Annotated in this window: 13 protein-coding genes; 9 read left to right on the top strand and 4 right to left on the bottom strand. The window is 42.7% G+C overall.

What is annotated here, in order from left to right:
• The 7 genes from ABDW02_RS10935 to ABDW02_RS10905 are packed head-to-tail and all read left to right on the top strand — an operon-like array spanning position 1 to position 7,106.
• Positions 1 to 540, top strand: a complete 540-nt coding sequence (locus ABDW02_RS10935) for an NADH-quinone oxidoreductase subunit I (RefSeq protein WP_343634593.1) — start codon at positions 1 to 3, stop codon at positions 538 to 540.
• On the top strand, positions 540 to 1,052 hold the full coding sequence (locus tag ABDW02_RS10930) for an NADH-quinone oxidoreductase subunit J (protein ID WP_343634592.1): 513 nt from the start codon (positions 540 to 542) through the stop codon (positions 1,050 to 1,052). Before ABDW02_RS10935 ends, ABDW02_RS10930 begins: the two co-directional genes overlap by 1 nt.
• A 1-nt stretch (position 1,053) precedes the next feature.
• Positions 1,054 to 1,383, top strand: coding sequence for an NADH-quinone oxidoreductase subunit NuoK (gene nuoK / locus ABDW02_RS10925; protein ID WP_144332466.1), 330 nt, complete (start codon positions 1,054 to 1,056; stop codon positions 1,381 to 1,383).
• Positions 1,384 to 1,386: 3 nt separating this feature from the next.
• Positions 1,387 to 3,312: an NADH-quinone oxidoreductase subunit L gene (gene nuoL, locus ABDW02_RS10920; protein ID WP_343634591.1), complete on the top strand. Its 1,926-nt coding sequence runs from the start codon at positions 1,387 to 1,389 to the stop codon at positions 3,310 to 3,312.
• A gap of 3 nt (positions 3,313 to 3,315) precedes the next feature.
• Positions 3,316 to 4,752, top strand: a complete 1,437-nt coding sequence (locus ABDW02_RS10915; RefSeq protein ID WP_343634590.1) for an NADH-quinone oxidoreductase subunit M — start codon at positions 3,316 to 3,318, stop codon at positions 4,750 to 4,752.
• Position 4,753: 1 nt separating this feature from the next.
• Complete coding sequence (locus tag ABDW02_RS10910) at positions 4,754 to 6,136, top strand: NADH-quinone oxidoreductase subunit N (RefSeq protein ID WP_343634589.1); 1,383 nt, start codon at positions 4,754 to 4,756, stop codon at positions 6,134 to 6,136.
• 28 nt (positions 6,137 to 6,164) lie between these two features.
• On the top strand, positions 6,165 to 7,106 hold the full coding sequence (locus tag ABDW02_RS10905; RefSeq protein WP_343634588.1) for a hypothetical protein: 942 nt from the start codon (positions 6,165 to 6,167) through the stop codon (positions 7,104 to 7,106).
• Between the two features lie 469 nt (positions 7,107 to 7,575).
• Here ABDW02_RS10905 and ABDW02_RS10900 read toward each other — a convergent pair whose 3' ends face one another.
• Complete coding sequence (locus tag ABDW02_RS10900; protein ID WP_343634587.1) at positions 7,576 to 8,454, bottom strand: hypothetical protein; 879 nt, start codon at positions 8,452 to 8,454, stop codon at positions 7,576 to 7,578.
• A gap of 134 nt (positions 8,455 to 8,588) precedes the next feature.
• Positions 8,589 to 9,521, bottom strand: a complete 933-nt coding sequence (locus ABDW02_RS10895) for an NAD-dependent epimerase/dehydratase family protein (protein WP_343634586.1) — start codon at positions 9,519 to 9,521, stop codon at positions 8,589 to 8,591.
• Positions 9,522 to 9,756: 235 nt separating this feature from the next.
• Here ABDW02_RS10895 and ABDW02_RS10890 point away from each other — a divergent pair, with 235 nt between their 5' ends.
• Positions 9,757 to 10,917 (top strand): homogentisate 1,2-dioxygenase, encoded by a 1,161-nt coding sequence (locus ABDW02_RS10890; RefSeq protein WP_343634585.1) that lies wholly within the window; start codon positions 9,757 to 9,759, stop codon positions 10,915 to 10,917.
• Positions 10,918 to 11,014: 97 nt separating this feature from the next.
• Positions 11,015 to 12,178 carry a 4-hydroxyphenylpyruvate dioxygenase gene (gene hppD / locus ABDW02_RS10885; RefSeq protein WP_343634584.1) on the top strand — a complete coding sequence of 388 codons (1,164 nt, stop codon included), beginning with the start codon at positions 11,015 to 11,017 and terminating at the stop codon, positions 12,176 to 12,178.
• A 160-nt stretch (positions 12,179 to 12,338) separates the two neighbouring features.
• On the opposite strand, the gene ABDW02_RS10880 is transcribed toward hppD, so the two are convergent.
• A complete protein-coding gene (locus ABDW02_RS10880) occupies positions 12,339 to 12,749 on the bottom strand; it encodes a hypothetical protein (RefSeq protein WP_343634583.1) in 411 nt (136 codons plus the stop codon).
• A gap of 75 nt (positions 12,750 to 12,824) precedes the next feature.
• Entirely contained in the window at positions 12,825 to 14,258 is a 1,434-nt protein-coding gene (locus ABDW02_RS10875) for a glycosyltransferase family 39 protein (protein ID WP_343634582.1), read from the bottom strand.
• Positions 14,259 to 14,287 lie beyond the last annotated feature (29 nt).

Raw genomic sequence — 14,287 nt, 5'->3', positions numbered from 1 at the left:
ATGGAAAGTTTATCAAATCGTAAAAAAGTTGTTTCGAACAAGAAGATGACCTTCATGGAGAAACTGTACTTCCCGGCAATTCTGGGAGGTATGTGGATCACCTTTAAGCATTTATTCAAGAAACACAATACCGTTAAATATCCGGAAGTAAAACGCGAGTTTGCTCCTGTGTATCGCGGACAGCACGTATTGAAGCGTGACGAACAGGGAAGAGAGAATTGTACTGCTTGCGGATTATGTGCAGTTGCATGTCCGGCAGAAGCAATTACCATGACTTCCGAAGAACGCAAAAAAGGCGAAGAGCACTTGTACCGCGAAGAAAAATATGCTTCCACGTATGAGATCAACATGCTGCGTTGCATTTTCTGTGGTTTGTGCGAAGAAGCATGTCCGAAAGAAGCAATTTTCCTGACAGATCGTATCGTTCCTACCTATTTTGAGCGCAACGATTTCATATATGGGAAAGATAAACTGGTAGAACCGGTTGATCAGCGTGTGGATATCAGTAAGAGACAATTAACCGGAAAAAGACCTGCGTAATGAGTTTGGATATTATATTTTACATCCTGGGCGGATTAACGATCGGAACAGCTTTGATGGTTGTTTTGAGTAAGCACCCGGTGAGAAGTGTATTGTACCTGGTACTTACTTTCTTCCTGATCTCTGCGAATTATGTATTGATGAACGCCCAGTTTATCGCCATTGTAAACATCATCGTTTATGCGGGGGCTATCATGGTACTATTCCTCTTCGTATTGATGTTACTGAACCTGAACAAGGAAAACGAACCGAAACACTCACCGTTGATGACCATCGGTGCGGCAATTGCCGGCGGAGGATTGTTTTTGGTGGTAGTTGCAGCTATGCGTGAGGCAATTCTTGCAGCTCCGATGATCGATACGAATTCGCATCAGGTGGGATTGGTTGAAAACCTGGGAAAAGTATTGTTTACGAAATACGTACTTCCTTTTGAGGTTTCTTCCGTGTTGTTCCTTGCAGCAATGGTGGGAGCAGTTCTTTTAGCAAAACGTGAAAAACAAACGATAGAGTAATATGTTATTAGCGACATTATTTGAATCAGGTGTAAAGATCGAGCACTACATGGTCCTTGCTACGGCATTGTTCGTGATAGGTGTATTCGGGGTGCTTTACAGAAAAAATGCGATCATTTTGTTGATGTGCATTGAATTAATGCTCAACGCGGTGAATTTATTACTCGTAGCGTTCTCCACGTATTTCGGGCAGGCAGACGGACAACTTTTCGTATTCTTCATCATGGTCGTTGCGGCCGCTGAAGCTACGGTCGGTTTGTCGATTCTGGTATTGCTTTACCGGAATACGCGTTCTACAGATATTCGATTGTTTAATAAATTAAAAAACTAAAACATGTCGGTATCACAATTACTGCCTTTGATTCTTTTGCTTCCATTAATTGGGGCTTTTATTAACGGTACAATCGGAAAATCACTTTCAAAAGTGATGGTAGGAGCTATCGGGACCGGTGTTATGGCGATTTCGTTTGTTTTTGCTGTAATGGCTTTTATGCAAGTTCAGCACAGCGAGCCGGTAACCGTTCATTTGTTCACGATGATCAAAACAAGTTCATTCTCTCTGAATGCGCGTTTGTTTGCAGATAACTTGTCCCTTTGGATGACTTTGATCGTAACAGGGATCGGAACATTGATCCACTTGTTCTCAATGGGTTATATGAAGCACGATGCGGGATATTACAAATTCTTTGTTTACCTGAATCTCTTCATCTTCGCCATGTTGACCCTGGTATTGGGAAGCAACTACTTTATGCTGTTCTTCGGATGGGAAGGTGTAGGAATCTGCTCATACCTGTTGATCGGTTTCTGGTACCAGGATTTCAAAAACACACTGGCTGCACGAAAAGCATTCATCATGAACCGTATCGGGGATTTGGGACTTTTGGTCGGATTGTTCTTAATCCTTGGAAAATTCGGAACCCTGGAATATGCTGAAGTTGCGAAAGCGGTGATGACGGAAGGATTTGAGATTTCTGAAATGCTGATCTTCGGAATCACGATCTGTTTGTTCATCGGTGCAACCGGGAAATCGGCTCAGATTCCATTGTTTACGTGGTTACCGGATGCGATGGCGGGACCAACTCCGGTTTCTGCATTGATCCACGCGGCTACGATGGTAACAGCAGGTATTTTCTTAACCGTTCGTTCCAACTTCCTGTATGAACTGGAAGGTGCGCATGTGGTGAAAGAAATTATCATGTACGTGGGTCTGGCAACTTCGATCATTGCGGCATTCATTGCAATGCGCCAGAACGACATCAAAAAAGTATTGGCTTATTCAACCGTTTCCCAGTTGGGAATGTTGTTCGTGGCCCTGGGAATGGGAGCTTACACGGCTGCGATGTTTCACGTTACCACTCACGCATTCTTCAAAGCTTTGTTGTTCCTGGGTTCAGGAAGTGTGATCCACGCCATGTCTGACGAACAGGACATCCGCAAAATGGGAGGTCTTCGCAAGAAAATTCCGGTTACGCACGTTACATTCCTGATCGGAACACTGGCAATTTCAGGTATTCCGTTGTTATCAGGGTTCTACTCGAAAGATGAGATTATCGGTCATGCTTTCGGTGACAATAAGTTTGTATTCGGAGCATTGATGTTCAGTTCTGCATTGACAGCAATCTATATGTTCCGTTTGTATTTCGTGACTTTCTTCGGGAAATTCAGAGGAACACACGAGCAGGAACACCATTTGCATGAAGGGCCTGCGTCTATGACATTGCCTCTGATCATTTTGGCTATTCTTTCTGTTTTCGGTGGATTACTGAACTTACCGGGAGTTTTCCTTCATAAAGGAACACATTGGTTGTCGCATTACTATGCGCACAACGTGGCAGGTCCGGGAGTAGCTGTTGGTGAGCACGGTGATTCATCCATGACATTGATCTTAATGTGTATTGCAGGAGCAATGGCAGTAATTATTGCCGGGATTACTTACACGGTTTATGTCACCAAGAACAGCATTCCGAAAGAAGATGACCAATTGAAAGGTTGGGAGAAAGCTTCTGCCATGAAATTATACTTCGACGAGATCTACGATTTCTTATTCGTAAAACCGGTTCTTTGGATTTCTGAAAAAGGAGCACATTACTTCGAAGGCGCATTCCTTCACCGCGGAGTAGTAACTATCGGGAAAGTGATTGGTAAATCAGGTGATTTGGTTCGCAAGATCCAGACAGGAAGAACCGATAACTACCTATTGTGGATGGTTTTCGGAATCATCGGGTTGATCGTTTATTACATTATCTATTATAAAAACTAAAGCGTGGCACTACTTTTATTTATACTACCAGTTTTCTTTGCGTTATCGGTATTGATTGTTCCGAAACAAGGAGTTCGGGCATACGGAATTATCGGTTCGCTTGCCGTGTTAGGGGTTGTGATAGCATGTATGATGCAGTACAACAACGATGGAACAGTGCAGTTGTTTGCACATCAGCCGTGGCTTGCAGGAATTACTATCAGCTTCGGATACGATGGAATTTCCTTATTGATGTTGTTATTGACAGCAGTATTGGTTCCGTTGATCCTGGTTTCAAACTTCAAAAATGAATTGGCGGAGAACCGTTTATTCACCAGCATGGTTTTCTTCATGCAATTGGGATTAATCGGTGTATTCGTTTCAATGGACGGATTGTGGTTCTACGTTTTCTGGGAAATCACATTGATTCCGATTTTCCTGATTTCCTGGTGGTTCGGAGCCCCGGAAAGAAAAGCGGCATTGATGAAATTCTTCATCTACACATTCGTAGGATCTTTGGCAATGCTGGCTGCATTGATCGGAATTAAAGTAAATGCACCTTCTTTCTACATAGAAGATTTGAAAGCAGTGGTGTTCACATCGAAAACAGCTTGTTGGCTGGCGTTAGGTTTCTTCTTTGCGTTTGCGGTGAAGATCCCGGTTTTCCCGTTCCACACGTGGCAGCCCGACACATATACGAAATCACCGATGGCAGGTACCATGCTTCTTTCGGGTATTATGCTGAAAATGGCATTGTACGGAATGATCCGCTGGATGATTCCATTATTCCCGGAAGCGGTTCATTGTCTTCAGTGGCCGGTAATTATTCTGGCAACAATCGGAGTAGTTTACGGTGCTGTAATCGCCATCAAACAAAAAGATATGAAGCGCGTATTTGCATTTGCTTCCATGTCTCACGTTGGATTGATCGCCGCTGCAATTATGGTTTGGGACTTTGACGCATTGTCCGGAAGCATGGTGCAGATCGTCAACCACGGATTGGTAGCAGTAGGATTGTTCTTAGCGGTAGAAATTATCGAACGCAGAACAGGAACCAGAAACCTGGCTGATTTGGGAGGATTTGCAAAACAAGCTCCGAAATTTGCGTTCTGGTTTGCAGCCTTGGCTTTTGCTTCCGTTTCGGTTCCGTTAACAAGTGGTTTCATCGGGGAATTCCTGATGTTGAAAGGATTGGTGCAGTTTGATATGATCATCGGAATTATTGCCGGAACAACCCTGATCCTCGGAGCGGTTTACACCTTCAGAGCTTACCAGTTGAGCATGTATGGTCCGGTTACCAGAGAACAATTTGCAGATTTACATTGGTCTGAGTTGGTTGTATTGGCAATCATCATCATTGCAGTAGTAGTCCTGGGAGTTTATCCTGCTTTGATTACGGATTTCGTGAATCCGAGTTTAAAAATAGTATTACAAACACTTTCAACACCTTCAGGTTTATAATATGGATGCATTAATAATTGTTTTTGCCAGTGGATTGATTTCCTTATTTGCTGCTTTTGCAAAGAAACCTTGGTTAGTTGTTGGATCTGCTATGGCAGGTTTGTTGGCTGCGATCATCGTTATTATCGGGCAACTTCAAACAGGAAAGGCATTTTTTGACTTCCTGACATACGAAGGATTGGCTTTTGACCAATTCGCATTGCTGTTCAGTCTGGCAATTTGCGTTTTGACTTTATTGATTGTCGGTATCGGATACGAGCGATTCAAAGAAAACCCGGTACATACGGGGGAATACGTCGGTTTATTGATGTTCTCCGCAACGGGAGCAATGATCATGACAGCTTACACAGACATGTTCATGTTCTTCCTGGGGTTGGAAATTCTTTCTATTCCGATTTATGTCATGGCGGGAAGTAACAAAGCGGATGTACGTTCTTCGGAAGCATCTTTGAAATATTTCCTGACAGGTTCATTCGCTACGGGAATTTTCTTATTCGGTTTGGCGTGGGTTTACGGTGCTACCGGAACCTTTAAATTGGCGGAAATCTACATGAAAGTAGCGGAAATGGACACTTTGAGCCCGATCCTGATGATTGGAGTCTTGTTGATCATGGCTTCGTTCATTTTCAAAGTAGGTGCAGCACCATTCCATTTCTGGAGTCCGGATGTATACGACGGAGCGCCACCGGCAGTAACCGGTTTCATGGCATCTGTGGTAAAAATCGCTGCATTCTATGCGTTCCTGAAAATGTTCGCAATCTGTTTCGGACAAGGCGAATTATTTCTATTCTGGAAAGATGCGCTGATCGTTATGATCATCATTACCTTGTTTGTCGGGAATTTATCTGCACTGCGCCAGGTGAAGTTCAAGCGCTTATTGGCTTACTCTTCCATTACGCATGTGGGTTACACACTGATCCTTTTCGTATCACAGGTTGATTATTTCTTCTCTTCAGGATTCCTGTGGTTCTACATGTTCTCTTATGGATTCTCTATCGTTGGAATTATCGCGGTTGCGATTGCTGTAAATGATCCGGAAGACCGCATCGACGGACTGAGAGGATTAGGAAAACGCAATCCGTTCCTGGCAATTGTTGCCATCGTAGCTTTGTTGTCATTGGCAGGAATTCCGCCTACATCCGGTTTCTTTGCTAAATACGTCTTGTTCTCTGCAGCATGGAAAAGTGCTTCCTGGTTGGTAATCATTGCTTTGATTAACTCAGCGATCAGTATTTACTACTACCTGAAAGTAATCGTAACGATTGCTTCTCCGGCAGACCAGGAACAAGAGAAGATCAAATTGTCACCTTTAACAATTGCGGTTTTGACCATTGCATTGGTTGGTATGCTGGGATTCAGCTTCATCCTTCCTTTGTTGAATTGAGATACCAATTTTTCTTAAAATAGTAGCTATGCTTCGAAATTCACGCCACTTTTGTGCTATGTTTTTGAAGTATAGCTTTTTTTTGCTGCTCCTTTTTCCAGCATTCCAATCTTCCGCACAGCTTATTGAGAATACGAAAGGAGTTGCTTTCACGGATATTCCCTTCTTCAATACGAAATTTGTGAAGGGCAGCAAAATCAAGGAAATTCACGGGAAATTCACCTTTAAGAAGCAGGGTGATATCATGCGTGAATCGAATTATGTGTACGTTTTCGACTTTGATACGCTGGGAAACCTGGTCCGCCATTATCAAACTTCCAAAGGAGATCAGATCACAGATACCAATGTCCGTTTTTACGATTATACCGCCGACGGAAGACTGGTACGCAAAAGAATCAGTCAGAAACGCGGTTTCCTATCCACTTACTATACCTATAATTCCGAGGGACAAATTGTAAAAGAGGAAGTTTACCGGGATATTGATACCATGAACAGCATCCTGAAACCGGCTATTGAACGCAGCTTGCTTTGGAATACGGAAACCATGGAATACCAGCTTTATGAAGGACAATTCAAGAAGAAAGTGTTCAACAGCTATGGAAACCAATACCTCGAAGTGACCCAATACAAGGACAGTTTGGGCTATTTGGCCCGGGAAGAAGAGTTGTTTACCATTACCCGCAACCGGATTACCACCAAATACAGCTATTCGGATAAAGGATTGATCGAGAAAGTAGCCGTTTATAAAAACACGGATACCGTTCCAATGTCTGAATCACGCTACACGTACGACACTTTTGGAAATTTGCAGGCAAAATATGTTTACAAGGATGGAGTATTCATTACCGAGTACCAGATTGTCTACAGCGGATTGACCGGCTTGTTGTATTCCATTATCATGCGAGAAGTGAGCAGCAATTTCATTTCCATTATCCGTTTCTCAGAACCTACGTTTTGGGATAAGCATTGAGGGAATCGCATAGGTTCAATCTAAAAACCACATAGGTATATAGAACACAGAGTTTTTTTTTGATTAGTGCTATTCAAGCTGGTAATTTGTAGTTTCGCTCCGCTCTCATTTTCTTTTAACCACATAGGTACATAGGTCACATAGAAATCAAGAATGTTGAATTTGTGTAGAAATCCAATAGGTATATGAAAGAATATTACTCTCTTCAACCTAAATAGATCACCTCGAGGAATATTAAAGAGGTCTTGCCTAGGATTAATACTATTAACCTTATAGAAATATTATGTCTGGTTTTAAATAAAAGGGTTGTATTGCTTGCAGACAGTTTAAAAAAACTATGTGACCTATGTACCTATGTGGTTCAATTACCATTCTATGAGGTTTATTATTCCATGAGGTTGAAACAAAAAATCCCTTCCACCGGAGTAGAAGGGACTTCCATTTATATAAAGTTTGCTTCGGTTGCGTTTTATAATTGTCCGTCCGAATGGTATACACCACCTTTGTAGACTTTAACTTTCAGAAGGATTCCATCGCTGTCATAGACATATACTTTTCCATCCCAAAGTGCGCCGTTCTTGAAATCTCCGTCTTGCCAGATTTCTCCGTCACTGTTGTAAACTTTGTTATATCCGTTAGGAGCCCATTTCACACCTTGTGTTTTAGGAGTTCCATTGATTGCAGGAGCTTTTTCCTTGGATTGGCTCGGGTCCTTCACCTTCACCATCGGGTGAACCGGTTCTTTTGTTTCTGTTTTGGTTTGGTTACCTGAACCATCGTAATAAGAAATCTCTTTTACGTCACCGTTTTCGTAATAACGTACCGCTTTTCCGGAAATTACACCGTTGTTTGAATCGTATTCGTATTCCAACTGCCCGTTCGGATAGTAGTAACGGATTTTCCCGTTCTCTTTCCCGATTTCGTTGTATTTCCCCTGATAAGACGGCTGGCCGTTTTCGTAATAACGAATCAATGAATCTTTATAGATGTTCTTTTCGAAATTGCCTTTTTCTTTCGGCTGGCCATTCGCCCAGTAACGGGTAAATTGTCCTTTCGGACGGTTGTTTTCGTAATTTCCTTTGAGAGACGGAGTAATTCCATCCGTATGATATTTGATCCAAATGCCTTCCTTACGGTCATCCACGTATTTGCCTTCTTCTACCTTACCGTTTGCGGGAACACCGGAATCAGGACGGTCTTTACCATAGTAAATCCACTTGCCCTGTTTTCTTCCTTTTTCATCTGTAACATTCAGCTTACCATCCTGATCAGTGATTGGGGATGCCTTGGCGGTCATAAGTAGTGACAGGAAAAAAACAACGAGTCCGACTTGTTTATACTTCCACATGTTTTGAATTAGTTTTGTAGCGCATTCTAAAGATAGAATTATTTTGGTACAGTTGCCTAAATACATACAAAATTTCGCTGAAGTGCTTTTTTTTTTCGATTAACAATGAACAGTTTGATTTTTTTAAACTCTAACTATAAGTTATTTAACATTTCACGGGTCGTTTTGTCTAAATCATAACGTTCTTCCCAACCCCAATTTTCGCGTGCGGCTGAGTCATCAATAGAAGCAGGCCAGGAATCAGCGATTGCCTGTCTGAAATCCGGATCGTAACTAATTGTAAAAGAAGGAACTACCTTCTTAATGCTTTCAAAAATTTGTTTCGGTGTAAAGCTCAGTGCGGAAAGGTTATAGCTGGAACGGATTTTCACTTTTTCAGCAGGTGCTTCCATCAGTTCAATCGTGGCACGGATCGCATCATCCATAAACATCATCGGCAACGCCGTATCTTCTTTCAGGAAACAGGTGAAATGCTCTCCTGCCTTTGCCTTATAATAAATGTCTACCGCATAATCCGTTGTACCGCCGCCCGGAAGACTTTTGTAGGAAATCAGTCCCGGGTAACGGATACTGCGTACATCCACACCGAATTTATTGAAGTAATATTCGCACCATCTTTCCCCGGCTTGTTTGGAGATCCCGTAAACTGTACTTGGTTCCATCACGGTGAATTGCGGAGTATGGTTTCGTGGTGTTGTAGGTCCGAAAACCGCAATCGATGAAGGCCAGAAAATTTTGGAAATATGCCCTTCCTTGGCAAGATCCAAAATAATGAACAGGCTTTCCATGTTCAGTTTCCATGCAAAATCCGGGTTTTTCTCTGCCGTAGCCGAAAGCAATGCGGCCAACAGGTAAACGTCGGAGAATTGTTGTTCGATAATATAGGAACGAACCAACTCTTTATTCAAAGCATCCAATTGGATATATGGTCCGTTTGCAAGGTTATCGGGACATTCATCTTTTAAATCAGCAGCGACAACGTTTTGAGCACCAAATTTCTCTCTCAGTGCCAATACCAGCTCAGTACCAATTTGTCCGCAGGAACCTAAAACCAGAATTTTTTTCATGGGGTGCGATTTGAGCGCAAATATACTTTTTTTTCAATGGAATGAAAGTTTTCACTTTCGGTTAAAAACTGACAATTCTCATTTTTTAGTTCCCTTTTTGTCGGTATTTTTGTGTAACTTTCAGATACTATGTGGTTGGAATTGATGCTAAAACTCATGTGGTTACTTATTCGGAAACCCGAATGAGCAGGTATTCCCTGTTATCGTCGAATTGTTAAAAACTAAATAAAGAAACATGCCTTTTTACTATCATTTGGGGAAAATTCCTCCTAAAAGACATACTCAATTCCGAAAGGAATCCGGTGATTTGTACTACGAACAATTGTTCGGTACGGAAGGATTCCACGGTTTTTCTTCCTTGTTGTACCATGTACATCGTCCGACAATGGTTAGATCCGTGAAGGAATTGAAAGATTTGACCCCGGTTCCTGCAGTGAATAAGAACATTACTTCACGCATGCTGAAAGGGTATAATGTGGCGCCCAAAGATGATTTTCTGGATTCCCGCGAAATCGTGTTGTTCAATAATGACCTGAATATTGCGCTTGCAGCACCTAAAAAGTCGATGCAGACCTATTTTTATAAGAATGCAGATGCCGATGAAGTAATCTTCATCCACGAAGGAAGCGGAAAATTGCGAACGATGCTTGGGAACATTCCGTTCAGTTACGGGGATTACCTGGTTATTCCACGCGGAATGATCTACCAGATGGAGTTTGAAACAGAGAAAAACCGCTTGTTCATTGTAGAATCGTTTTCCCCGATCTTAACTCCGCGCAATTACCGCAATAAGTTCGGACAGTTGCTGGAGCATTCTCCGTTCTGTGAACGCGATTTCAGAGGACCGACCGAACTGGAAACGCACGATGAACTGGGAAGCTTCATCATCAAGATCAAAAAAGAGAACATGCTGCACGAATTGGAATATGCTTCGCATCCGTTCGACGTAGTAGGCTGGGATGGGTACAATTTCCCGTATGCTTTTTCGATCCATGATTTCGAACCGATTACCGGACGAGTTCACCAGCCACCGCCGGTGCACCAAACGTTTGAGGCACACAATTTCGTGGTTTGCTCATTCGTTCCGAGAATGTACGATTATCATCCGCTTTCCATTCCTGCACCTTACAACCACAGTAATATCGATTCCGATGAGTTGCTGTATTATGTAGACGGTGACTTTATGAGCAGAAACCACGTGGAGAAAGGATACATTTCCCTGCATCCGGGTGGAATTCCTCACGGGCCGCATCCGGGAGCTTACGAAAGAAGTATCGGGCAAACAGAAACGAAAGAACTTGCCGTGATGGTAGATACTTTCAGACCATTAAAATTAACACAGGCGGCTGTTGATATGGAAGACGATTCCTACGCAACAAGTTGGCTGGATAAGTAACATTGTTTCCCCCTTTAAAGGGGGACAAAGGGGGATGGCTACCACCCCTCTTAATCTCCCCTCAAGGGGAGAAATGTAAAACATTTAAATAAAAAATATGAGTAACGAAATTAAAAACGTAGAATACGGATTAGAGAAAATTTTTGAAGGCGCACAAGACTTTTTACCTTTGCTGGGAACTGATTACGTGGAGTTTTATGTAGGTAACGCGAAACAGGCGGCTCACTATTATAAAACAGCATTCGGTTTCCAGGATTTGGCTTACGCTGGATTGGAAACAGGTGTGAAAGACCGCGCTTCTTATGTATTGAAACAAGACAAGATCCGCATTGTACTTACAACTGCATTGAAGAGCGATTCACCGATCGGGGAACACGTGAAAAAACACGGTGACGGAGTAAAAGTGATCGCGCTTTGGGTAGAAGATGCCAGAAAATCATACGAAGAAACAACCAAAAGAGGAGCGAAGTCTTTCTTTGAGCCGATGGTTGAATCAGACGAACACGGAGAGGTGGTTCGTTCCGGAATTTACGGGGCTTACGGTGAAACGGTTTTCGTTTTCGTGGAGCGCAAAAATTACACGGGAATTTTCCTTCCGGGTTATGTAGAGCATAAAACAGCTTACAATCCGGCTCCGGTTGGATTGAAATTCATTGACCACATGGTAGGAAATACCGGGTGGAACAGAATGAACGAAGCAGTAAAATGGTTCGAAGATATCATGGGATTCGTAAACTTCCTGTCATTCGATGACAAACAGATCACTACCGAGTATTCTGCTTTGATGTCGAAAGTAATGTCGAACGGGAACGGACGTATTAAATTCCCGATCAACGAACCGGCGGAAGGAAAAAAACGTTCTCAAATCGAAGAATACATTGATTTTTACGAAGGAGAAGGAGTTCAGCACCTTGCAGTGGCAACAGACGATATCATCCAAACGGTAGCGGATATGCGTTCCCGCGGGGTGGAGTTCTTATCAACACCTCCTCAGGCATATTACGATGCAATTCCGGAGCGTTTGAAAGACCACATGAACAAATTCAAGGAAGATATCAACGAGTTGCAGAAACTGGGAATTATGATCGATGCGGATGACGAAGGTTATTTGCTGCAGATCTTTACAAAACCGGTAGAAGACCGTCCGACTGTTTTCTTCGAAGTGATTCAGCGAATGGGAGCAAGAGGGTTCGGAGCAGGAAACTTCAAAGCTTTGTTCGAATCCATTGAAAGAGAGCAGGAAAAGCGTGGAACGCTTTAAGAGGTATCAGGATTTTAAGACCTTAAGACTTCTGGACTTATATTAATATAAGAAAGCCCGGTGAAATTCACCGGGCTTTCTATTTTCAAAGTCTTAATATCCTAATGTCTTAATATCCTAATGTCCTAATATCCTAAAGTCCTGATATCCTGAAGTCCAATCATCCGATCATCACCCCTTTTCCACCCAATTTCGGGATAGTAGTCATATTCTTTTCATTGATCGTTTCCGGAAGGAAGATAAAACGCTTGTCGTACATCACATCGTCTGCCCAAAATGAAACCCAGTATTCGTTGGTAAGCCCGAAAACCTCTTCCATAATCGGTTCGATTTTCGCCGCTTCATTCGGTAAAAGTACTTCCAGGGAATGACGTAAAGTAGAGGTTTTGATTTTCTCACCGGTGTTCACATCTTCGCCATACCCACGACTGGTAATGATAATTCCTTCCATGATGTCGTCACGTAAATTCAACAGGTAGACATAATGCTGTGTTCCGCCTTCTTCATTGATTTCGGGCACAACTACCACTTTTACATTTTCAACTACGGGACCTTTTAATTCTTCGCGCATGGCTTCAACTTATTTTGGATTGCAAAGTTAATCATTTGTTGGCTATCTCCTCCTTCAACGTTCGGGATGGATTGTTTATTTGGCTTCGAACTCGTAGATGTCGAAAATTTCTTCGATGTGGTGCTTATTCGTTTGATTGAATCCGGCATTCAATGTGTTCAGAATGTTGTTGTTAGGAGCGGAGAAATTACTGGCGGCGTCTACCAGAACAATGCGTTTTGCAGCTTTGTAATCGATCCATTCCAGGCTGTTGATGCAGTAAAGGTTTCGTTTACTCAATTTCCGTTGGACCAATTCCATATCGGGAAGCTTGAACAGATTCCGGTCATAATAATAAATGAAGTTGAGTGAGAAATGAACCGGGACAACCAAAACAAGTGTTTCTTTATTTTCCAGTTGTTTGACCAACTGAACCGTTTGCCTCACTTCGCGTTTGTTGGTCTTATCAGGTTTTACAGTAACGATAAACAATAAACAGATAAATCCCGGAATCAGGAGTCTTAGTTTCGGCTTTTGAATGATGAAATCTGTGGAAACAGCTACCAGAACCGGGAAACCGACGGCAATAAACATCAGGTAGCGGTCCAGGAACATGGGAATCCAAAACGAGATCACAAACATGAATAAGAACGGAATGTAGAACCAGCAGAGAATGAGTCTGGTTGCCAGCCGGTTGGGATTTTGTTTGCGTTTTACAACTAAAATAATCAACCCAGCAACCATTCCTGCAAGTGTAAACACAGCGGTTACCGGTGCATTGCTAAACGCCCGCAACATTTCATAAAGTGCATTCATCCCGCTTGGAGGCGCTACCCAGGTTCCGCCGGCAGAACTGGAGAAACGGTTTAGAACTGTCCAGATATAGGGCGAATAAGCGATGAGCATAACTACTACGAACAAAATCAGGAAGCGGTAATACTCGCGGAGTAATTTCCGTTGGAAAAGGATAAAGAAGAATTGAATGAACAGGATGAAAAACCCGAAAAAGTGTGTGTAGATCAATAAGGTGTTTGCCAGGAAGAACCAGCATAATTTCCAGCGATTGCTGTTTTTCGAATGGATGATTTCCAGGTAGTAGTACATGGAAACGGAGGTAAGGAAACCCATGAGTGCGTAAGCTCTTGCTTCGTGTGCATACAGGACCTGGTAAGTGGAGAAAGTAAACAGGATGGAGGCAATAACCGCCACGCGCAGGTTGAAGAATCGCAACCCGATCCGGTAGATAAACAATACCGTAAAAGCACTGAAAATCAGTGAAGGCATCCGCACCGAAAGTTCAGAAATACCGAACATCCTGATCCAATAATGCAATACCAGGAAATGCAGCGGCGGATTGTTCTCACTCTGGAAAACACTAAAAAGATGATCCAATGATTGCCGTGAATGATACACACTGAACGGTTCATCGCCGCCCAGGGAATTGGAGCCGAGGAATAATCCCTTCAGGACAAAACCCAAAAGGATGAAAAAGAGCGGAAAATAATATTTCGTATAATTTTTGCGGTCCATCAGTACTTCATTGCCCGGTTGTTTGCGGG

It is taken from the genome of Fluviicola sp. (genome assembly GCF_039596395.1).
In the GTDB taxonomy this organism is placed as follows: domain Bacteria; phylum Bacteroidota; class Bacteroidia; order Flavobacteriales_D; family Crocinitomicaceae; genus Fluviicola.
This window is presented reverse-complemented; position numbering and strand designations above follow the sequence as displayed.